Origin of the sequence: Bacillus sp. es.036, from assembly GCF_002563635.1 — a bacterium.
Classification (GTDB): domain Bacteria; phylum Bacillota; class Bacilli; order Bacillales; family Guptibacillaceae; genus Guptibacillus.
This window is the reverse complement of sequence record NZ_PDIZ01000001.1, coordinates 984,654-1,006,753: the sequence shown is the minus strand read 5'-3', so window position 1 is coordinate 1,006,753 and position 22,100 is coordinate 984,654. Positions and strand designations below refer to the sequence as shown.

Genomic DNA, 22,100 nt, shown 5'->3' with positions numbered 1-22,100 from the left:
TTATTCAACAAATAGATTAAAGAAATTCTTCACTTTCTCTTTCATACCTGGTGAAGAAGATTTCTCACCTGGTTGAGGTTCGGCTTTTGTTCTACGCTTGGGCTTCACTTCTTCTTCAGGGTTAAGTGATGCTGCCACTTCTTTACCCTGAATCTTCACGTTTTTATACGTGAATTGGATAAGACCAATGCCAGTTGTATATTGCGGTTCGCGTACGCCGATATAGTCTGGGACAGCAACACGTACATTATGTTGCAGAATTTCACGTGCAAGTTCAAGTACACCGTCCATTCCGACCATACCACCGGTTAGAACAAATCCGCCCGGCAATTCGCGAATTCCCATTCGCTTAATTTCGTCTTCTATCAATTCTAACATCTCTTCGATCCGAGGTTCTATAATATGAGCTAATTCGTACTGATTAAATTCTTGTTCAGCCGAACTGCCAATTGTCGATACAGTGAAAGCTTCCTCTTCTGAAGCAAGATCAACGAAAGCATTGCCGTGCTTGATCTTAATCCGCTCAGCTTCTTCAGTCGTTGTTCTAAGACCAATCGAAATATCTTTTGTTACGTGATCGCCACCAATTTGTAAGACAGATGTGGCTTTCAGGTTGCCTTCTTCAAAGATGGAAATCGTCGTCGAACCAGCACCCATGTTAACGAGAGCCACGCCTAGATTACGCTCATCTTTTGATAAAGCCATTGATCCACATGCAAGCGGTTGTAGACAAATATCAGCAATTTCAAGACCCGCTTTTTCTACGCATCTTAATAAATTATGTAATACTGTTTTAGAACCTGTAATGATTGTCCCTTCCATTTCAAGGCGAACACCAATCATGCCACGCGGATCCGTAATGCCATCGAGTCCATCAACCACGAACTGACCTGGAATCACATCAATAATTTCTCGCTCAGGAGGGATAGAAACAACCTGTGCTGCGTCAATTACTCTAGCAATATCTTCATCATGAATTTCACGATCCTCACTTGATACCGCCACTACCCCATGACAGGGCTGTAGCTGAACGTGATTGCCGTTGATCCCCACAATTACAGAACGAACCGATAAACCTACCATTCTTTCTGCGTTTTCTACTGCCTGTTTAATTGAACGAACAGTTTCATCTATATCCACAATCGATCCTTTACGAATTCCATCGGAAGGCGCACTGCCAACTCCTAGTATATTTAAAGAATCGTTCGTCATCTGGCCAATGATTACTTTCACATTGGATGTACCGATGTCTAGACTCACATAAATCTCATTGCTGTTCATTCTCCTGGCACCTCCTTCAAAATGCTACCATATTCAGGTATTAATAGTTTCTCTATAATAGGGTTGAAAAAATGTCCAACACCTTTATATACACAACATTGATTCAAACTAAACTTCCTCAAGCCTTGCTTCATGAAGTCCCAGGAAGAATATGATATAAGGACTCTATTCCACAAATCCGGTTATTTCCCTTCTTTTATACGAGAATTACTCTCATTTTTTTGGGTACCAAACCCCTACTCTCCTCGCCTACTTTCCATTTACAAGAAGAGTTAGTCTAAAGCAGTGCATACGTATTAGTCTACACCATGTGAAAGCAGTAGAAAAGTCACTGTTTCAGGTAATTAAAAGAAATTTGTTGTTTTCTTTCATTCTGCTATGTTATTAAGTGGTTTTCTTATGCGATACCCTGCTTATAACCGTTCGTTAATGAAAATCATTCCCTGTCCATTCGAATAAGTATTATCGTACATTTTTATGAAGTCTCTTTATTCTCTTCATCATTTGTAGGAACTTCTTCGTATGGCTCTAGCCAGCTACCCTCATTCAAATAAAGAACTCCTTTAGCTTTATCCTTAAGCTTCTCTACAATTAGTGGGTAACTATTCATTTTCTCAGAAAAATCAGCAATGCTTGTTTTTACTTCATAACCATCTGTCATATAGAGCGTTAAGTTAAACGCTTTATCACCATCCGGCGTGTAGTGTATTTCAGAAATACGATTAATGATACTTAAATTTACCTTCCGAAGCTCTCCTGCCATGTCAGATAGCTCTGTACTTTCATTCCACTGCATTAAGATCGGAGCGCTTACTGGCGTATCTCCTTTAGGAAGCGCATCAAGAATCGCACCAGATTGTAAAATCGGGAAATACTGACTACCCTTTTTCAAATAGGCCACACGCGCATTTTCAACAACTTTTACTTTTGCAGTCGCAGGAAATTGTCTTGACACAGTTACATTTGCAATTTCTTTCGACTCCTCAACCTTCACTTCTACTTTCTCAGTGTTTAAGTTCCAAAAGCTTACGCTATTATCTAGTTCGCTCAACTGAATGATTTCTTTATCAGAAACGTAATTGTTTCCAGAAACTTCTACGTTCCGAATATGACTTAAGGAAGATTGGAAGTAAATAATCAGCAAAATAAGAAAGAAAAAGATTGAGAGATATACAACCAACCTTCGATTCGCACGTTGCTTCCGCTGTGCTTTCAGAGTGGGGATCCGGTCTTCAATTGTTACAACTTTGCGATCTTCCATTGTCTTGCCTCCGTCTCCGGTGATTGAACTTCTGTCTACCCTTAAGATGTATAAACGCTTATCATGGCAACCGAACGGCATGATCCAGCAGATAGTCCTTATTTCAATCATTATAGCATAAGTTTACCACTTATTATCCTCTTGAAGGAAATTCATCCCAGAGAAATATCACCGCATTCCCACTTATAATATTTCTTTGTTATAAATGGTTCAGTCAATGGAAAAAACAGTTACAAAAACATTGAAAAAAGCGCTCAAAATGAGCGCTTTTACGACATATACCGCTTAGAACTTTGCATATCGACTAATATTTAATAAGACGCCCATCGCAACAAGCATTAAGGTTAAGGAAGATCCTCCATAGCTAAGAAAAGGTAAGGTGATCCCTGTAACAGGCATTAAACCGGTCACAACCCCGATATTGATCATGACCTGGATCGCTAGCATGCCAATAATTCCAACCGCAAGGAGGCTTCCGAACAAATCAGGTGCTCGTAAGGCGATCCGTATTCCTCGCCAGAGAAGAAGAGCAAACAAAAGGATCACAAAGCTTCCGCCAATAAACCCGAGTTCTTCTGATAATATTGCAAAGATAAAGTCCGTTTGTGGCTCAGGTAAATAATAGAACTTCTGTCTACTCTGTCCTAGACCAAGCCCCATCAATCCTCCAGGTCCTATTGCATATAAGGACTGAATAATTTGGAACCCACTACCTAATGGGTCACTCCACGGATCTAGGTAAGATGTAATTCTCGCAATTCTGTATGGCGCAGATAAAATTAAACCTGCAAACCCAACTAAACCGAGCATACCAAGCCAGACAAAATGTGCAATTCTTGCGCCTGAAATAAAAATCATCACAACGCACGTTCCAACCATCACGGCTCCTGTCCCAAGATCCGGTTGAAGCATGATCATGCCAAATGCAACAAAGACAAGTCCGAGTGACGGAACTAGACCTTTTTTAAACGACGTAATTCGTTTCTGATTTTCAGATAAGTACTTCGCAAGAAAAGCAATCATTGCAAGCTTTGTGAATTCCGAAGGCTGAATTGAAAACGCACCAACACCAAGCCAGCTTCTCGCTCCTCCACGAACAAGTCCTACTCCTGGAATAAGTACTAAGACAAGCAGGATAAAGCAGATGAGCACCCCTACTTTTGACCATGTCCGCCACGTCCAATATTCAACGTTCATAACGAAGAACATGGCAGCCACGCCTACGCCTGCAAAAAGAAGCTGCCTCTTCGCAAAGAAAAACGCATCGTCAAATTTATAGGAGGCCCATACGGCGCTTGCACTGTAAACCATGATTAATCCAATTGCTAACAGGACAAGTGTTGCAGTTAAAAAGACCAGATCTGGCGTTGATTTTGTTTTCGGCAATGGACCCACACTCCGTTATGTCGATTTTACCTAACCGAACTTCGCGGATAAGCAAGACAACCCCTCATTAGAGTCTATGCATTGCCTCAATAAAGATGTCTCCTCGCTCTTCAAACGTTTTGAACTGATCCCAGCTTGCGCAAGCTGGTGAAAGAAGAATAACATCTCCCGTTCCGGATAGATGATACGCTGTTGAAACAGCTTCTTCTACATTATCGACAACTGTGACAGAATTCAGTCCTGCTTGGTTAGCCGTTTGTTTCAATTTCGAGGCGGTTTCCCCAAACGTAATCAAGTGCTTTACTTTTGTTTTAAAATAGATATTTAAATCATCAAAGTCATTTCCACGATCCAGGCCACCCGCGAGAAGGATTACTGGCTTCTCAAACGAATCTAACGCTTTTTTTGTAGCGATTGAATTCGTTGCTTTTGAATCATTGAAGAATTTACGTCCACTTACTTCGCCAACAAATTGAAGGCGATGTTTCACACCGTGAAAATTCGTAAGTTCTTGATGAATTTTTTCGTTCGACACACCGGATAACTTCGCTACAGCAATAGCGGCAAGTGTATTCTCAATGTTCTGCTTCATGGATAGATCATCTATTTTGATCACTTTTTCTTTTCTAAAGACGATCCAACTATCTTCAATAAAAACACCATCATCAAGTATTTTAGTAGCTGAAAATGGAACAAGAGAAGCTTTTGAAGCTTCTGCAAACGAAGAAACTAGCGAATCATCTGCATTATAAACGGCAAAATCCTCATTGGTTTGATTTCGGAACATACGTGCTTTCGCTGCTGCGTAAGCGTCTTTTGTACCATGATAATCAAGATGCGCTTCATAAAGATTAAGAAGAACCGAAATATGCGGATGGAAATTTACCGTACCTTGTAATTGAAAGCTTGATAGCTCCGTTACAAGCGTTTGATCAGGTGTTGCTTCGGCTGCTACTTCACAAACAACCGTGCCGATATTTCCAGCGACGATCGGATTAGCCGGCGTTTGATTTAATAGTTGACCAATTAAAGTCGTCGTTGTTGTTTTTCCGTTTGAACCAGTAATCGCAATAAATGGCGCTTCAGAAATCTCTCCGGCAATTTCCACTTCAGTTACGATTGGGATATCTCTTTTTACTGCTTCTACAAGGAGCGGGTTTTGATATGGAATCCCAGGATTTTTAACAATTAAGTCAATTCCGTCAAGTAGCTCGAGCGGGTGTCCCCCGCCTATCACTTCAAAACCCAATTCCTGAAGTTCAATAGCTTTTGGATTATTCTCAACTTGCTCGCGATCATTGACTGTAACGGTTGCGCCAAGCGAACGAAGCAATTTTGCTGCTGCAAATCCACTTTTCGCTATGCCTAATACGAGTACACATTTATTTTCATAATTTATTTTTTTCATTACATCCACACCTCAAGATAAATTCCAAATGCTGCACAAAGTAAACCTACAGTCCAGAATGTAGCGACGACGCGCCATTCCGTCCAACCAGAAAGTTCGTAGTGGTGATGGAGCGGACTCATCTTAAACACACGCTTCCCAGTTGTTTTAAATGATGCCACCTGAATAATAACTGACAATGTCTCAATGACAAAGACACCACCAATAATCACTAGGAGAAGCTCAAGCTTGGTCATAATGGCTACAGCGGCAAGCGCGCCACCAAGAGCAAGTGACCCGGTATCACCCATAAATACTTTTGCTGGGTGTGCATTGAAAACAAGAAATCCAAGAACAGCACCAACGACACTTACTGAGAAAATAGCTACGTCGTACATATAAACCGAAGCTGCTAAGATGGCAAAAGCTCCGAAAGCTATGGCTGCTGTACCTGCAACAAGACCGTCTAATCCGTCCGTTAAGTTAACCGCATTCGATGCGCCAACAAGCATAACAAACAGTAACACAACATACCCAATGCCAATATCAAAGCTAATTTCTGTACCAGGAACGCGAATCGCCGTATCAAAGCCAATGGTTCTTAAACCGAAGTAAACGAGGATAGCGATAACCATTTGACCTAGCAATTTCTGCTTTGAGGTTAAACCAAGGTTACGTTTCTTCACTACTTTAATAAAATCATCTAAAAACCCAATAAGACCATATCCCACTGTCACAAACAACAGTAGCCAGATTTGAGTGGAGATTTCGTCATATTTTAGTGCGATGATCACTGTGCCTAGTATAATCGCAAGAATAATAATGAGGCCACCCATTGTCGGTGTACCAGATTTTTTTTGGTGTGACTTTGGTCCCTCTTCTCGAATACTCTGTCCAAATTTAAGTCTTCTTAAATAAGGGATAAATACCGGTGATACAAGCACCGCTATTATAAATGATGTTAGCAAACTAAAAATTAATAATTGTTCAATCACTGTACTGCCTCCTTATGATTCTTTCCCTAATGCCTGTAGTATGGTTTCGAGTCCAAGCCCTCTTGATGCTTTTAATAAAACAGCTGTTTGTTCATCAAGTCGACCCGATAAATATGATGCGGCATCTTCTTTGTTGTCAAAGGAAACAGCAGATACTTGCGTTTCATTTTCCGTCATCCCATCATAAATCCACTTTGCTTTGTCACCAACGGTAATCACTTCTGTAATAGACGGTTTTACCGCGGTTGCAATGTCCCGGTGAAGAAATTCTTCCTGATCACCAAGTTCATACATATCGCCAAGAATAGCAATTTTTTTATTAAAGCCTTCTAACTCAGCGAGCGTTTCTAATGCTGCTTTCATTGAAGTTGGACTTGCGTTATATGCATCGTTAATAATTAACGCACCAGTAGATGACCGGAATTTTTCAAGCCTCATTCCAGTTAACGTTAAGGAAGATAACGATTTGCGAATTTGATCATCTGTCATCCCTAGTTTTCTTGCTGAAGCGATGCTATACACAGCATTTTTAATATTATGTTTACCTAACAAAGATATTTCGAACGGCTCTTTTTGATTTTTCAATGTAAACACATAGCCATTTTCTCTCTTTTGAATACGATCAATTTGAAGGTCGTTTTTGTCTTCATAGCCACATGAAATCACATTTTTGTGATCTGGTGTCAGGAGTGGCTCATCGCCATCAATAACGAGAACACCTTCAGACTTAAGTCCTTCAGCAATTTCCATCTTTGCTTTAGCAATATTTTCGCGGCTACCAAGTTGAAGTAAATGTGACTCTCCGATATTTGTAATAACCGCTACATCAGGCTGTGCGATTTGAGTAAGAAGGGAGATTTCTCCGAGACCGCTCATTCCCATCTCTAAAATCAACACGTCTGTGTCATCAGGCATCGCAAGCACGGTCATTGGCAGTCCCCAATGATTATTTAAATTACCTTGCGTTTTAAATGTTTTATATTTCGGACTTAGAACAGCCTCAAGCATATCTTTAACGGTCGTTTTCCCGTTACTCCCTGTAACACCAATCACATAAGGTTTTTGCTGTTTTAGAACCTGTTTCGCTAATTCCTGGAATCCAACTGTCGTATCATCCACTTCGTAGACATTGATTTTCCCGACAAGGTCTATAGGAAACGGTTTGCTCTTATCCCAAAGTGTTCCGGTAGCACCATTAACGATAGCAGCATCGATAAAACGATGGCCATCGAAAACTTCGCCAACGATAGGTACGAATAGTTTATTTGTGCAATCCTTACGCGTATCGGTTGCCACACCTTCAAAGACCAGTTCGTGATCAACTGGTCCTTGACTAATTTTGTTTAGTAATTTCGATGAAAATTTCATCCTTTTCGCTCCTTTATTGCTTGACGTGCGATCTCTCGGTCATCAAAATCAAGAACTTGATCACCAACGATTTGATAAGTTTCATGTCCTTTTCCTGCGATAAGGACTACATCTCCATTAACAGCATTTTGAATCGCATGTCGAATCGCTTCTGACCGATCCGTTATCCGCACATAGTGACCTTTCACACCTTCGACCATATCATCTAAAATGCGTTCTGGGTCTTCACTTCGTGGATTGTCTGATGTTAGTACAGCTGTATCCGCTATTTCGGTTGCAATCTTAGCCATGAGTGGTCGTTTTGTTCGATCACGGTCGCCCCCGCAACCAACCACTGCAAAAACGTTTCCTTCGGTCATTTCTTTTACTGTCAACAAGACATTTTCAAGACTATCTGGAGTGTGAGCATAATCAACGATCACTGGGAAGCCTTGACCCTCATCTACAAGTTCAAAACGTCCAGGCACGCCTGCAATTTTCTCAAGACTGTTCAAAATATGATCAAGATCTAAACCATTTGCAAGACAAGCCGCAATTGCTGCAAGTGCGTTGTATACGCTGAATTTGCCTGTTAGCATCAATTTCACGTCACGGTTTTCTTCTGGGGTACTTAAGCGAAATCTTGTCCCATTCGCAGAAAAAGAGATATGATCTGCCTTAATATCTGCGGGACGATCAATGCCATATCTCAAAATATGAGCAGATGTCATTTGTTCATACTGCTGTGCAGCGTCATCATCTCCATTAAGGACGGCTACCTTTTTTCTCCCTGTATCATATGTATTACCTAACTGTGAAAAAAGAAGACCTTTTGCTTGACGGTATTCTTCCATCGTACCATGGTAATCAAGATGATCCTGCGTCAAATTTGTAAACACAGCAATATCATAATCACAACCTCTCACGCGCCCTAGTGTTAAGGCATGAGAAGATACCTCCATAACGGCCGTATGCACATTACGATCGCGCATTTTAGCAAATTGCTTTTGAAGCAAGAGTGGTTCTGGCGTTGTGTTTTTCGTTTCAAATTCTTCATCGGCTATTTTCATATTAATCGTTCCGATTAACCCTGTTGTTTGCTTTTTATCTCTATGTATCTGTTCTATTAAATGAGAAACGGTTGTCTTCCCATTGGTTCCTGTAATGCCAATTAATGAAAATGACTTCGTCGGATGTTGATAGAAACGATTTGCAAGTTCAGCTAAGGCGCGATGCGCATCACGAACGAGAATAACGGGTACTGAAACATGAATCTCTTTTTCTGATATAAGAGCAACCGCTCCCTGTTGAACAGCCTGCTCTGCAAAATCATGCCCATCTACTGTATAACCTGGAATGCAAACGAAGAGACTGCCCTCTGTTACGGCACGACTATCACTTTCAATCGTTTTTATTTCTGGATCGCCTTTTCCTACCTGTTTATATGTAAGTAATGCATGAAGAAGATCGTTTAATTTCATTTCTTTCAAACCTTTCTAGTTTGCTGACATATTTTCAGAAAACAAGCCAAGAGCATACGCCTTGGCTTGTTCACTACTTATTGTACTCACCGGTCGCTTATTTGTCACCCATATAAAGCCGAATTTCTGAACCAACCGGTAATTTCACTCCAGGTTCTGGGGCCTGAGCGACAACAATATCGCCTTCCCCACTTGAATCAATTTTCAAATTATACATCGCTTCACGAATCTCTTTTGATGACATACCCACTAAATCCGGCATTTCAATCATCTCTTCATCCTGCCATGTCGTTTCTTTCTCAATTTGGTCTTCCCTTTTTTCAACACCCATAACCGTCAAACTATCCTGGATTATATTACCTACAATTGGTGCCGCTACAATCCCTCCAAATTGAAGGGTATCTTTCGGATTATCGATCGCAACGTATACGACAATTTGTGGATCATCAGCCGGAGCAAAACCGATAAAGGAAACGATATGATTATTTTTAAGATAAGCTCCGTCTTTAGCCTTTTGAGCTGTTCCTGTTTTTCCTCCGACGCGATAACCGTCCACATAGGCGTTCTTTCCAGTTCCAAGGGCAACAACCGTTTCAAGCGCGTGCCTTACTTCTTTGGAAGTTTCCTCAGAGATTACCTGTCGCTTCGCTTGTGGCGTGTTTTTGCTAACAACTGCCCCTGTTTCTGGGTCCAGCCATTCTTTGGCGATATATGGTTCATAAAGTGTTCCACCATTCACGGCTGCAGAAACGGCCGTTACTTGCTGAATAGGCGTGACAGAGACCCCCTGGCCAAATGCCGTCGTCGCAAGTTCAAGTGGCCCTACGTTTTCAACATCAAAAAGAATTCCGCTCGCTTCTCCTTGTAAATCAATGCCCGTTTTGTCACCGAATCCAAATTTATCAATATAGGAAAAAAGCTTTTCTTTACCAAGACGTTCTCCTAAAATGACAAAACCGGGGTTACAGGAATTTTGAACGCCTTCCAAAAACGTCTGACTTCCATGACCTCCAGCTTTCCAGCATCTTAATTTTGTTCCTGCCACTTCAATGCTACCTGGGTCATGAAAATGATCTTCCTCAAGATCCACCTCTCCCTCTTCAAGTGCTGCAGCAAGAGTAATGATCTTAAAGGTTGACCCCGGTTCATACGTACTCCAAACAGGCTTATTCTGGTTCCAAACATCAGGAGATACTTCCTGGAATTCTTCTGGGTTAAAATCTGGCCTTGAAGACATTCCAAGAATCTCACCTGTATTTGGATCCATTGCGATGGCCGCTGCGCCATCTGGATGATAGGTTGCTTCAGCGATATCTAACTCTCTTTCCATAATCGTCTGGATTTGGGAATCAATCGTTAATCGAAGATCAAGCCCATCGACAGGTTCTGTATAATCATCTGCTAGGGAAGGCATTCGCTTTCCTTTCGCATCAGCGTAATATTCCACCTGTCCTTTTTCCCCACTTAATTCAGCATCATAATAGAGCTCGATCCCTGTTAAACCTTGATTATCAATGCCACTAAACCCAAGCACATGAGCTAAAAAATCACCATTTGGATAGTGGCGTTTGTTATCTTCTGCAATATAAACTCCAGATAGGTTCAATTTTCGGATCTCATTTGCTTTCTCGTTCGTCATTTTCTTACCTTCAGGGCGAATCCAGACCATCGATTCATTCTGAGTGATAGTTTCATAAACTTTTTCCTTGCTAGTATTAAGGGACGCCGCTAGAGCTTCGGCAGTGGCAGCTGGATTTTGGAGCTGTCTAGGAACAATCAAAACAGACGGAGCACTCACGTTTGTGGCAAGAGCTACACCGTTACGATCCAGGATTTCTCCTCTACTAGGTTCAAACGGGATGTTTCGGCTCCACGAATCCTTCGCTTTCTCACTAAGCCAGCTCCCCATAACAAGCTGTACATAACCGAGTCTTACAACAACTACAGCAAAAACAAATAGCCCAACAATAAGTGCGATCACAAGTCTTCTTCGAACAGTGACATTCGAAACGCGCATAAACTCATCCTCCCTGATTATGCTCGTTTCACTATATGTGTTCGGTTGGAAGGATAGACCTGCTAGTCCGTAATTGGTTCTGGTTCTTCTTCTGGCCCTTCTTCCTCTTCCGTTTCAGAAGAAGGCGTCTTTAATTCGGCTACAAGATAGTCATCTTTTTTGATCGTACTTCCTGTTTCAATCCCTTGCTTCACCACATAACCTGACCCCATCACATTTGGTTTTAACTCAACCAACTCGACGAGCTTCATTACGTCTGCAAGAGACCAACCTGTTATATCAGGCATTGTGGCGTTACCTTCCGTTTGCAAAATAACTCGTTCACCATTGAGAATTTTCGTACTCGGCCTAGGGGATTGACCAACAACCTCTCCCTCGCCAAGTGATATGACAGATAAGCCCTTGTCTACAAGCTGCTTTTTAGCTTCTTTTACACTCATGCCCGTTACATCTTTTAATATTTGACCGGATTCTGTCTCTTCAGCTTCCTCAGAAGTATTATCTTCCTTCTCAATCGGATCGATATTCAAATATTGAAGGCTATTTTTCATAACCGTGTTAAAGATGAGAGAAACAGGGTCACTTCCTAGTTCCGGATACTCGAGTTCAGGTCGATCAACCGCTACATAAACAATTAATTCTGGATCATCTGCAGGGGCCATTCCAATAAATGAGAAGATGTTGTTTCCGTATCCACTCATATATCCTTTTGACCCTTCAGAAATTTGTGCTGTACCTGTTTTCCCAGCAATCTCGTAACCTTCAATGTTATATGGTGTTCCCGTACCATCTGTCACAACCGTGCGAAGTAGATCGCGAGTTTGTGTTGCTGTTTCTTTCGAAATTGGCTCTCCCGCTACTTTTGGCTCGTGATTAAGTTTCACTTCATTTGATTCAGGATCAACAATCTTCTCAATTACATAAGGTTGCATCATCTTTCCACCGTTTGCGATTGCAGTAATCGCTTGAACTTGTTGAATCGGTGTAATGGTAGACCCTTGACCGAAACCAGTCGTTATCCGTTCAAGCTCTCCACTATAAGTAATTCTTGAAGAAGCTTCTCCAGGAAGGTCAATCCCCGTTTTAGCATCTAATCCAAATTTCGTTAAATAGTCTTCGTATTTGTCATAACCCAGTTTTTCTTTTACTAAAATGGATGCAGCTACGTTGGAGGATTGACGAATTCCCTCATCAAAGCTAATCATGCCCCAACCTTCTCCACCGTTATGATCACTTACCCGACCACCTGGTACAGAATATTGTCCTGATTGAAAAAGTTCATCTCCGTTGTACACGCCCTCTTCAATAGCTGCAGCAGCAGTAAAGACTTTCATTGTAGAGCCTGGTTCAAACGCAGTTAATGCCATATTTGTATAATTCGAAACATCTCTTAAATTGGGATCAAACGTTGGACGATTTCCCATCGCTAATATCTTACCCGTATCCGGATCGGCAACGATGGCCGTCATTCGCTCTGGGTTATATTTCTCCTGCGCTTCATTTAATGCGTTTTCCATTAATACCTGTATTTTTTGGTCAATCGTTAAATAGACGTCATTCCCACTTTTTGAAGGGGTGATGTTTTCATTTCCATAAGGAAGTTTAAACCCTTCCCGATCACTTTGATACGTTTCTTTCCCTTCTTGCGGAACAAGATACTTATTTAATTCCTTTTCTAAACCTAACAAGCCTTCCTGGACACCTTTTTCATTTTCGTTTGTAAACCCAAGAAGATGAGAAGCAAACTCTTCATTAGGATAGAGGCGCGTTTTCGTTGGAATAAAGCCAACTCCAGGTAAGTCGAGTTTTTCAATTTCTTCTTTTTGAGTAAGGCTTAAATTTTTTCCAGATGCTCCGAACTCCACCTGAAATAGTTCTTCTCTAGAAAGAATTTCAGTAACATCGGATTGCTCCATCTCTAGAATCGGCGCAAGAGCAGCCGCAGTTTTCGAAACATCTTTTACATGATCTTCATAATTTTCATCTAAAATGGCTCGCAGTGTAAATGAAGGAATGTCAGTGGCAAGCGCGTTTTCTCCTGTGCGATCATAAATCGTACCGCGATCCGCTTCAAGAATCTTGCTTCGCGTCCACTTATCTTTTCCTAGTTCCATTAAGTCCACTTTTTCACCATCGGAACCCGAAACCGCCTGCGTCCATTCAATATAGAAAAACCTTCCAATAAAAGCAAAAAAGAGCAGGACAAATAGTAACATTAAAATCGCTGCTCCAACATTAATATGTGAGTTCTTGTTTGATTCTTTCATGACAGTGCAAACCTCCGAAATTATGATCCCTTGTTGATCACTTCTACGTTTTGATCATTTAGCTCCATGCCTAATTTTTCTTCGGCAATGTTCACAATTCGACCGGGTGCACTTAGCTCAGTTACTTTCACTTGAAGCTCTTCGTTCTGTTTCACTTGAGCACGTTGATCTGCTTCTGCTTGCTGCAGACCCGTATTCAAATTATAAATCGTAGCATAATTTGAAACCATAAAGATTGACGCGGCCACAAACGTAAGTACAAGCATCGTCCAGAGCAGTTTCTCTCCTTTTGTAATACGTCCACGTTCTACATAAACCGCTTGCTTTTTTGTTTCAACTTGTTTTTGCGTTTGATGCTGCTGCTGATACTTATACGCCAGGTTACTCATCATTTTCCCCCTTGCACCTTCTTTTATTTTTATCTTTACATTTTCTCTGCCACACGAAGCTTCGCTGATCGTGCACGTCTGTTTGCTTCCTGCTCTTCTTCAGATGGTAGAATTGGCTTTCTTGTTACAAGCTTCATATCAGGCTGGTATGCATCTGGGATAATCGGCATTCCCGGTGGAAGTTCTGGCCCTGAAGCCGCTTCTTTCATCGTTGTTTTGCAAATCCGATCTTCAAGAGAATGGAATGTGATGACACTCATCCGTCCGCCTGGGTTTAAAATGGACATTCCGTCAATTAGAGCCTGCTCAAATACTTTCAGCTCATCATTTACCGCTATACGAATCGCTTGAAAAATTCTTTTAGCGGGATGTCCCCCTTTCCTTCTCGCAGGTGCAGGAATAGCATCTTTAATGAGATCAACGAGTTCAAATGTGGTTTCAATCGGTTTTAAGTCCCTTGCTTTTTCAATTTTGCGAGCGATTTGTTTTGAAAACTTTTCTTCACCAAATTTGAAAAAAATCGAGACGAGACGTTCATACTCCCACTCATTCACCACTTCATACGCTGATAAACTGGAAGATTGATCCATCCTCATATCCAGCTGTGCATCATGCTGATAACTAAACCCCCGCTCACCTTTATCAAGCTGCGGAGAGGAAACACCAAGGTCAAATAAAATCCCATCAACGCCTTCAACACCGAGGTCAGCTAACGCTTCTTTAATAAAACTAAAGTTTCGTTCGATAACCGTGAGCTTTTCCTCATACCCTGCGAGTGTTGTTTTGGCATTATCGATTGCCCACTGATCCTGATCAAAAGCATAGAGGTGTCCTGTGGTAAGCTTATCCAGGATTGCTTTTGAATGACCGCCGCCACCAAGCGTACAGTCTACATAAATGCCATCTTCTTTAATATTTAGTGCATTTACTGCTTCTTCTTTTAATACTGTAATATGTTCAAACATAGCGACACCTTAACCTTCATTCCATATTGACCTTCTACAAATCGAAATCCATCATACTTTCCGCGATTTCAGAGAAAGAATCTTCTGATGCATTGAAATACTCTTCCCAGACCGCTTTGTCCCAAATTTCTAATCGATTTGAAACACCAATTACAACGCACTCTTTCTCAAGCCCTGCATACTGGCGTAATGTTCCGGCAATATTTACCCTGCCCTGTTTATCCAGTTGGCATTCAGTTGCACCTGAGAAAAAGAATCGGGTAAAAGCACGAGCATCTTTCTTTGTAAAAGGGAGTGATTTCATTTTCTCTTCAAGAACTTCCCATTCGGTCATTGGGTAGCCGAAGATACATTTATCTAACCCGCGGGTGAGGACGAAGCTATCTCCAAGTTCTTCACGGAACTTAGCGGGAATAATCATTCTGCCTTTTTCATCAACAGTATGTTGATATTCCCCCATAAACATGGCTCCATCCACCTCTCCCACTTTCTACCTCTAAGTTACCACAACTCCCCACTTTTCACCACTAAAAAATTAATTCGTACCACAACACAAAAATCCTGCTGTTCAGCAGGATTTTTCTTTAAAAATATTTGGTTTTCTCCGCGGGTGCCTGTCACCCCCCGCTATTTGTCGAATGAAACGATGCCCCATCGTGTTATATTGGCCAATTTCAGAGGATATTGGCCAAATACGAATTATATTAGCTAAAACCCTTTTTTATTGGCCAAATCTCAACTATATTGGCCAAACTAAAAAAAGCTGCCAGAATCCTCCGGCAGCTTTTCAACTATATGGTTAGGAATCGAAATAACCGCTCCTGTCCCTTCTATCCTCTAAAGATAAATCACCTTATGCTGATCATTAAAGGGAAGCTCCAGATCCATCATTTGATCCACAAAATCCAAACCATGCCAATTTAAATAATAGACAGCATTCCACTTTCGCTCTTGGGGAGCGCCGTTAGGTTTTAATGCAAATCCCACCTCATCGAATTTAGCCAACGTATTTTCATGCTGGTATTCGAGTGAATGATAGAGTTTTTGTTGAAGAAGATCAAGCTGTCTTTGAAGAAACCGGCCATTCTTTTCCGCAAAGCGATCAAGTCCGCGATCAACAGATTCTGTTAAATCACGAAGGTTTTGATGAATTTCCTCCACTTTTAACTTAGCATCGTTAAATGTGGTCCCAATCCCTACATCATCTAACTGGCGCATATAGGCCTCTTTTGAGTGATCGATCCCTGACTTTAGGATTTCATCATCTGATAAGGAGAGGTCAGCGACATACTTTTGAATATGTCGCTCCACAAACGTAAATGTAAGTCGCGGCACGATGACAGGCATTTTTATTCCAAAAGTATGAAAAGCAGGCTTCAGTAAAGCCCAGTAGGCAAGTTCACCCGGTCCAGCCACAAATCCTAGCACAGGAAACATTAAATCCTGCATGATCGGTCGCGTCACAACATTGTTACTTAAATCTTCCGGTTGACGTTCCGCTAAATCAAGCAGTTCTTCTTTCGAGAATGAAACGGAAGCCGTTTTTCCCTCAAATCTTCCGTTTAGTCGTTCTAGTAAGATTCGCTCGCCATTTACCTTTACAAATAAATTTGCTTGTTGGTCATCAAGGTCAACACCAATTGGATAATTTTCTTCACGAAGACGAGCCGCCTGGGTTAAAACCGCTTCATTGATTGTTTCGTTTTGATGAATCATTTTTTTAAACGCGTCCGTCTGAAGCTGGCGAAAATCTCGGTTACCTGAATCTACGAGCACAAGTCCATGCTTTGAAAAAAGCTTTGTCATGATGTAACAAAAATGCTCCACGTAAGTAGTTGACTTCTCTGTTACTCCTTCAAGAAACGCTTGTATCTCTTTCGTATATGATGTTTCCCCAAATCGTTTGAGCATGTCACGCGTCCAAGTGTTCATCGCGTCATGATCAAGCGATATATCGGATAATGCCTGCTTGGTCATTTGTTTTTGAGGCACTGCTTCTTTACGCTCGCGTCCTTCATCATACGAATAAATATGATTCACTTCATGATAATCATGATCTTCCCCCGCTACCCAAAAAATAGGTATAACAGGTACCCCGAGCTTTCGTTCTTTCTCTTCTGCTAATTTAATGACCGATATCGCTTTATTGATCGTATAAAGAGGACCAGTTAACACGCCAGCCTGTTGTCCGGCAACAACTGTGACCGATTCTGATTGTTGTAAACGCTCGATATTTCTAAGCGCAGGTCCTTCAGCTTCAAATTTCTCATTAAACCCCATCAAGTGTTCCGTTAAATTCGTACGATCTTGATGACGTTCCATTAACTCTTTGTAACGCTCTTCATACGAGGAATCATGCTGATATGTATAGTCAAAAAAAGCTGAGAGCGTTGTTTTCTCAGCGATATAATCTGCCGCAATGACATTTGATCCTGGAAGGAATGTTTCTTTGAGTCTCATTAATATTTCTTCCTTTCTTGACACCGTTACTGAAATCCGCCTATTTAATCCTTTGTTAGTATATCAAACTTCCTCATCGCTACCAAAAAAAAAGCTTATGAGTTAGACCGAAATAATTCGGTGAACTAACCCAATAAGCAATAGAACAACATACCCTGTAGAGAACAATAGAAAGTTAAATCGCCACGCGCCTTTTATCACTTTATGAATGTGAATGTCATCTTTCGTTTTCCAATGCAGAATCGTAAAGGCTCCTGCAGCTCCAATAATCATTAATAAAATAACCCATAGAAAAGACTTTCCAACTAATTCTATTAGAATAAAATGGACGCTTAAAATAAAAAAGATTGTAGAAAGATCTACTGCAAGACGAAAAGAGAATTTTTTCTTTCGTGTCATTTTTACCGTAATAATATAGACCAGGTACCATGCGAGCAGTGGGGCTGTTACAGCCGTTGCTACAATCCATGATAAGAGGTTTTCCATTTCATGAGACTCCCTTCTCTATCTCGTTACCATCTCAAGACCCTTCACGCTATCAAAGACAAACCTTGAAAAAGGAACATATTTCCCCCGTGTCTCCGCTTCTTTTAGTACGTATCCTGTGATTGCATCGATTTCGGTTAATCTTCCAGCTTGTATATCTGCGAGCATCGAAGACGTATTCGCGCTCGTCTTTCTGCATACGAGTTGCACATCATTCCATGACCGTTCAAATTCTAACTCGAGAACTTCGCAAGCTTCTTTTACTAATTCTCTCATCAGACTATAAAACCTTGCATTTTGCAAAAGCTCTCCATTTAAAACACCATATATACTACTAAGTGGATTAATCGCGCAGTTTATGACTAATTTTCTCGCAAGCATCTCGTACCAGTCATGTTCGTAATGAACCGGAAAATCTTCGCTAGAAAGCGCAGTTAGCACCTTGGGAACACCTGAATAAGCGCTCATTCTAATAATTCCATCACCAGTATGTTCAACTGTTCTTTCATCGATCTTTAACGCACCATGTTCGACTACCCCGACAAGAACATTATGATGCAACAACTTAATATAGGAAAGATGCCTCATCCCATTTTGAATAAAAAGGATATCCGGCAAATTCGAATCTTGATACACTTCTTGAATCAACGACAGCACAGACGGAACCTGATTTGACTTGACTGCCACAATGAGTAAATCCGTTTTTTTTGACGACAGAAGATGTGTTGCCTGTACTTTGACGCACTGAGTCTTGCGTCTATTTATGTAGTTAATGCCTTTGCTGAGCTGATCAGCCTGATATTTGCGACGACATATAACTGTCACTACTTGGCCATTCATAGCAAGCTTCGCAGCCACTAGTAATCCAATTGACCCCGCTCCAATTATCGTTACGTTCAACTTCTCCCCCACCTTATCGTGAGTCTTTATTTTAAAGTTTAGCACAGGTTCATCATGTTGATGAGAAAAAAATCCCTTAACAGTTAAGTTAAGGGATTTTCAGCATTTTATACCGGATAGACCGGATGTTTTTTAGATGGTGCTTCCACTTCTTTCGATTCATAGTAACTTAATCGCTCGACTAACACATGACGTAGTTCACTTCCAGGCACAATATCATCAACAATTAACTCCGATGCTAGTTTATAAATGTCAATGTGCTCTTTGTACTCCTGATGTTTTTCTTTCACATATTCGATCCGTTCCTTTGGATCCTCAATTGCATTGATCTTATTCGCATATACAGCGTTCACAGCCGCCTCAGGGCCCATTACAGCAATTTGGGCAGTTGGAAGCGCAATGCAACAATCCGGCTCAAATGCAGGACCAGCCATGGCATACAAGCCTGCCCCATAAGCCTTTCTAACAACAACCGAAATTTTCGGAACGGTCGCCGAACTCATTGCCGCAATTAGTTTCGCCCCATGTCTAATAATGCCAGCACTTTCTACTTTCGTTCCAATCATAAAGCCCGGGACGTCCGCAAGAAAAATAAGCGGAATATGATATGCATCGCAGAGCTGAATAAATTTAGCTCCTTTATCGGCTGAATCAACAAAAAGCACGCCACCCTTTACTTTAGGCTGGTTTGCAATCAACCCAACAACTCGTCCATCAATTCTTGCAAAGCCTGTAATTAATTCCGCGGCAAACAGCTTTTTCATTTCAAAAAAACTTTCCTTATCAACGAGTGCATCGATTAAATCATACATATTGAATGGCGCATTTTGATTTTCAGGAACAATCTCGCTAATTGATTTTTCAAGTGAAGGAAGTTTCCCTTCTAGATGAGGCGGTTGCTTATGGAAATTCCCCGGAAAATAACTTAGATAGCTTCTTCCAAGTTCGATTGCATGCTCTTCATTATCAGCAAGAACATCGCCGCACCCACTTGTACTGCAGTGCATCCGCGCACCACCCATTTGTTCTAACGTCACTTTTTCACCGATCACTTTTTCAGCCATTCTCGGAGAGCCGAGATACATGGAAGCATTTTTATCCACCATGATTACGATGTCACAGAATGCCGGTATGTAAGCACCACCTGCCGCTGATGGACCAAATAACAAACAAACTTGCGGCACCATCCCAGACATTTTTACTTGATTATGAAAAATCCTTCCGGCTCCGCGACGATTCGGGAACATTTCTAACTGATCCGTAATACGCGCTCCAGCTGAATCCACTAGATACAAAAGAGGCACTTTAAGGTTCATCGCTGTCTCTTGAATGCGAATAATCTTTTCCACTGTACGCGCTCCCCATGAGCCAGCTTTAACAGTGGAATCATTTGCCATCACGCATACCTTTTCACCATTCACGCTACCAATCGCTGTTACAACACCGTCTGCTGGTAGATCTTTAGCAAGGTGGTTTGCAAATTTTCCGTCTTCCATATAATCGCCATTATCAAACAGAAGCTTCAGACGATCACGCACAAAAAGTTTGTTTGATTCTTTTAACTTCTCATGATATTTCTCAGCACCGCCAGACTCAACCTCTGATGCTCTAGACGATAAAAGCTCTTCTAGATGATTCATTGAAAACTCCTCCTTCTGTTAGGGTTAGATCGAGCGCTCGTTCAGAACACACGCTTACTTTACCGTAACGAGTACATCGCCTTCGTTTACAAAATCGCCAACATTCACTTTAACCTCTGCAACCGTTCCTTCTTCCACACCTTCAATCGGAATTTCCATTTTCATCGATTCAAGCATAACGAGTTCTTGTCCTGCTGTAACCGCATCTCCTTCGCCGACCATTACATTTAAAACTGTTCCCGCCATTGATGCTTTAATTTCTTGCATGTTCATCATTCCTTTTCAGTCGTATTATTTTTTGACAAGAATTTTTGATAGATAAGACGTTGAATATTTCCCCTGTTGAAAATTCTCTTCTTTAAGTAATTGGGCAAAAAGTGGTCCATTATGCTTGATCCCCGTCAGCGAAAATGAAGTAAAGAAATCTGTACATCGTTTAATCGCTTCTTCGCGACTTGAGCCTGATACAATGATTTTCGCAATCATCGGATCATAGAATGGGGAAACGGTTGAGCCGCTTTCATAACCTGAATCAATCCGGACTCCTTCCATTTTAGGAAAATGGAGCGTTTCAATCTTTCCAGGTGAAGGCATAAAGGAAGTTGGGTCTTCTGCATATAGTCTAAGCTCAATACTGTGACCTGTAGGTTGAATGTCTTCCTGTTTCAGAGGGAGCGCTTTTCCTTCTGCAACGTTGATTTGCCACTCAACTAAATCGACACCAATGGTTTCTTCTGTAATGGGGTGCTCCACTTGCAATCTAGTGTTCATCTCTAGAAAATAAAAATTCTCATCCTTGTCCATGACAAATTCAACTGTTCCAGCATTCGTATATTGGACATGCTTAGCAGCTAGTAGAGCAGCTTCTCCTATTTGGATACGGGTGCTTTTAGACAAAAATGGTGATGGCGCTTCCTCTAACACCTTCTGATTTCGTCTTTGAATGGAGCAATCTCGCTCATACAGGTGAACAATGTTTCCATGATTGTCTCCTACAATTTGCACCTCAATATGTCGCGCATCGTCAATGAATTTCTCTACAAACATCGCTCCGTTCCCAAAATAAGCCTTTGCACGGTTTTGACTCGATACGAATGCTTTTTCTAGCTCTTGATCATTTTCACAACGCTGCATACCAATGCCACCACCACCCGCAGCGGCTTTTAACATAATGGGGTAGTTGATTTCATTCGCAAATGCAACGGCCTCCGCTACATCCACAATTTCTCCGCTGCCTGGTACGACCGGTACACCAGCTTCCTGCATCGTCTTTCTCGCTGTAATCTTATCGCCCATCGCTTCCACAACATCTGCGCTAGGGCCAATAAACGTTATTCCCTGTTCATTGATTTTCCTTACAAATGCAGCATTTTCAGATAAAAATCCGTAGCCAGGATGAATCGCGTCCACGTTCTCTTCACTTGCTACCTTCAGAATTTGCTCCTGATTCAAGTATGACTTTGCTGCAGGCGGGTCACCAATCTCATATGCGACTGTTGCTTGCTTAACATATGGAAGATCCTTATCTGCACTCGAATAAACAGCAACCGTCTGAAGACCTAGTTTGCTGCATGTTCTTATAATTCGTTCCGCAATTTCGCCACGATTTGCAATTAGGATTTTTTTCAAAGTATCGCCCCTCTCACCACAATAATGAATTAACAGGTTTGAAAACCCTTACATTTATCATATCATTAAATGACCTTCACGTTTCAATAAATATTCAAATTATTCCTTTTATACTTTGTTTTTTGAAATAAGGAAAAGTTTTGTGTTTTCGGTTATAATAGAAAGGTAGAAGTTGTTTTACTTCTAATCACCTAAGAGAATAAGAAGCA

The 22,100-nt window shown here is 41.2% G+C and carries 18 protein-coding genes; all 18 read right to left on the bottom strand.

What is annotated here, in order from left to right:
- The 18 genes from ftsA to ATG70_RS05145 all read right to left on the bottom strand — a co-directional run bounded on the left by ftsA (position 1) and on the right by ATG70_RS05145 (position 21,891).
- Entirely contained in the window at positions 1–1,281 is a 1,281-nt protein-coding gene (gene ftsA, locus ATG70_RS05230) for a cell division protein FtsA (RefSeq protein WP_098443304.1), read from the bottom strand.
- Between the two features lie 475 nt (positions 1,282–1,756).
- The gene (locus ATG70_RS05225) at positions 1,757–2,542 is read right to left on the bottom strand and encodes a cell division protein FtsQ/DivIB (protein WP_179886192.1); all 786 of its coding nucleotides are present in this window, start codon (positions 2,540–2,542) and stop codon (positions 1,757–1,759) included.
- 285 nt (positions 2,543–2,827) lie between these two features.
- Entirely contained in the window at positions 2,828–3,928 is a 1,101-nt protein-coding gene (gene spoVE / locus ATG70_RS05220; RefSeq protein WP_098443302.1) for a stage V sporulation protein E, read from the bottom strand.
- Between the two features lie 67 nt (positions 3,929–3,995).
- Entirely contained in the window at positions 3,996–5,336 is a 1,341-nt protein-coding gene (gene murD, locus ATG70_RS05215; protein ID WP_098443301.1) for a UDP-N-acetylmuramoyl-L-alanine--D-glutamate ligase, read from the bottom strand.
- A complete protein-coding gene (mraY, locus tag ATG70_RS05210) occupies positions 5,336–6,310 on the bottom strand; it encodes a phospho-N-acetylmuramoyl-pentapeptide-transferase (protein ID WP_098443300.1) in 975 nt (324 codons plus the stop codon). The genes murD and mraY overlap by 1 nt, the downstream gene beginning before the upstream one ends.
- 12 nt (positions 6,311–6,322) lie before the next feature.
- Positions 6,323–7,678, bottom strand: coding sequence for a UDP-N-acetylmuramoyl-tripeptide--D-alanyl-D-alanine ligase (locus ATG70_RS05205; RefSeq protein WP_098443299.1), 1,356 nt, complete (start codon positions 7,676–7,678; stop codon positions 6,323–6,325).
- A complete protein-coding gene (locus tag ATG70_RS05200) occupies positions 7,675–9,138 on the bottom strand; it encodes a UDP-N-acetylmuramoyl-L-alanyl-D-glutamate--2,6-diaminopimelate ligase (protein WP_098443298.1) in 1,464 nt (487 codons plus the stop codon). The genes ATG70_RS05205 and ATG70_RS05200 overlap by 4 nt, the downstream gene beginning before the upstream one ends.
- 97 nt (positions 9,139–9,235) lie before the next feature.
- The gene (locus tag ATG70_RS05195; protein ID WP_098443297.1) at positions 9,236–11,155 is read right to left on the bottom strand and encodes a stage V sporulation protein D; all 1,920 of its coding nucleotides are present in this window, start codon (positions 11,153–11,155) and stop codon (positions 9,236–9,238) included.
- A 62-nt stretch (positions 11,156–11,217) separates the two neighbouring features.
- Positions 11,218–13,422: a penicillin-binding protein gene (locus tag ATG70_RS05190; RefSeq protein WP_098443296.1), complete on the bottom strand. Its 2,205-nt coding sequence runs from the start codon at positions 13,420–13,422 to the stop codon at positions 11,218–11,220.
- Positions 13,423–13,442: 20 nt separating this feature from the next.
- Positions 13,443–13,811 (bottom strand): cell division protein FtsL, encoded by a 369-nt coding sequence (gene ftsL, locus ATG70_RS05185; protein ID WP_179886191.1) that lies wholly within the window; start codon positions 13,809–13,811, stop codon positions 13,443–13,445.
- Between the two features lie 35 nt (positions 13,812–13,846).
- A complete protein-coding gene (gene rsmH, locus ATG70_RS05180) occupies positions 13,847–14,776 on the bottom strand; it encodes a 16S rRNA (cytosine(1402)-N(4))-methyltransferase RsmH (RefSeq protein WP_098443294.1) in 930 nt (309 codons plus the stop codon).
- Between the two features lie 34 nt (positions 14,777–14,810).
- Positions 14,811–15,242 carry a division/cell wall cluster transcriptional repressor MraZ gene (gene mraZ / locus ATG70_RS05175; protein ID WP_098443293.1) on the bottom strand — a complete coding sequence of 144 codons (432 nt, stop codon included), beginning with the start codon at positions 15,240–15,242 and terminating at the stop codon, positions 14,811–14,813.
- Positions 15,243–15,613: 371 nt separating this feature from the next.
- The gene (bshC, locus tag ATG70_RS05170) at positions 15,614–17,236 is read right to left on the bottom strand and encodes a bacillithiol biosynthesis cysteine-adding enzyme BshC (protein WP_098443292.1); all 1,623 of its coding nucleotides are present in this window, start codon (positions 17,234–17,236) and stop codon (positions 15,614–15,616) included.
- 102 nt (positions 17,237–17,338) lie between these two features.
- Positions 17,339–17,722, bottom strand: a complete 384-nt coding sequence (locus ATG70_RS05165; RefSeq protein WP_098443291.1) for a DUF3397 domain-containing protein — start codon at positions 17,720–17,722, stop codon at positions 17,339–17,341.
- An 18-nt stretch (positions 17,723–17,740) separates the two neighbouring features.
- The gene (locus tag ATG70_RS05160; RefSeq protein WP_179886190.1) at positions 17,741–18,622 is read right to left on the bottom strand and encodes a 2-dehydropantoate 2-reductase; all 882 of its coding nucleotides are present in this window, start codon (positions 18,620–18,622) and stop codon (positions 17,741–17,743) included.
- A 107-nt stretch (positions 18,623–18,729) separates the two neighbouring features.
- Positions 18,730–20,262: an acyl-CoA carboxylase subunit beta gene (locus tag ATG70_RS05155; protein ID WP_098443289.1), complete on the bottom strand. Its 1,533-nt coding sequence runs from the start codon at positions 20,260–20,262 to the stop codon at positions 18,730–18,732.
- Between the two features lie 54 nt (positions 20,263–20,316).
- On the bottom strand, positions 20,317–20,529 hold the full coding sequence (locus ATG70_RS05150) for a biotin/lipoyl-binding carrier protein (protein ID WP_098443288.1): 213 nt from the start codon (positions 20,527–20,529) through the stop codon (positions 20,317–20,319).
- Between the two features lie 24 nt (positions 20,530–20,553).
- Positions 20,554–21,891: an acetyl-CoA carboxylase biotin carboxylase subunit gene (locus ATG70_RS05145; protein ID WP_098443287.1), complete on the bottom strand. Its 1,338-nt coding sequence runs from the start codon at positions 21,889–21,891 to the stop codon at positions 20,554–20,556.
- Between the last annotated feature and the right edge of the window lie 209 nt (positions 21,892–22,100).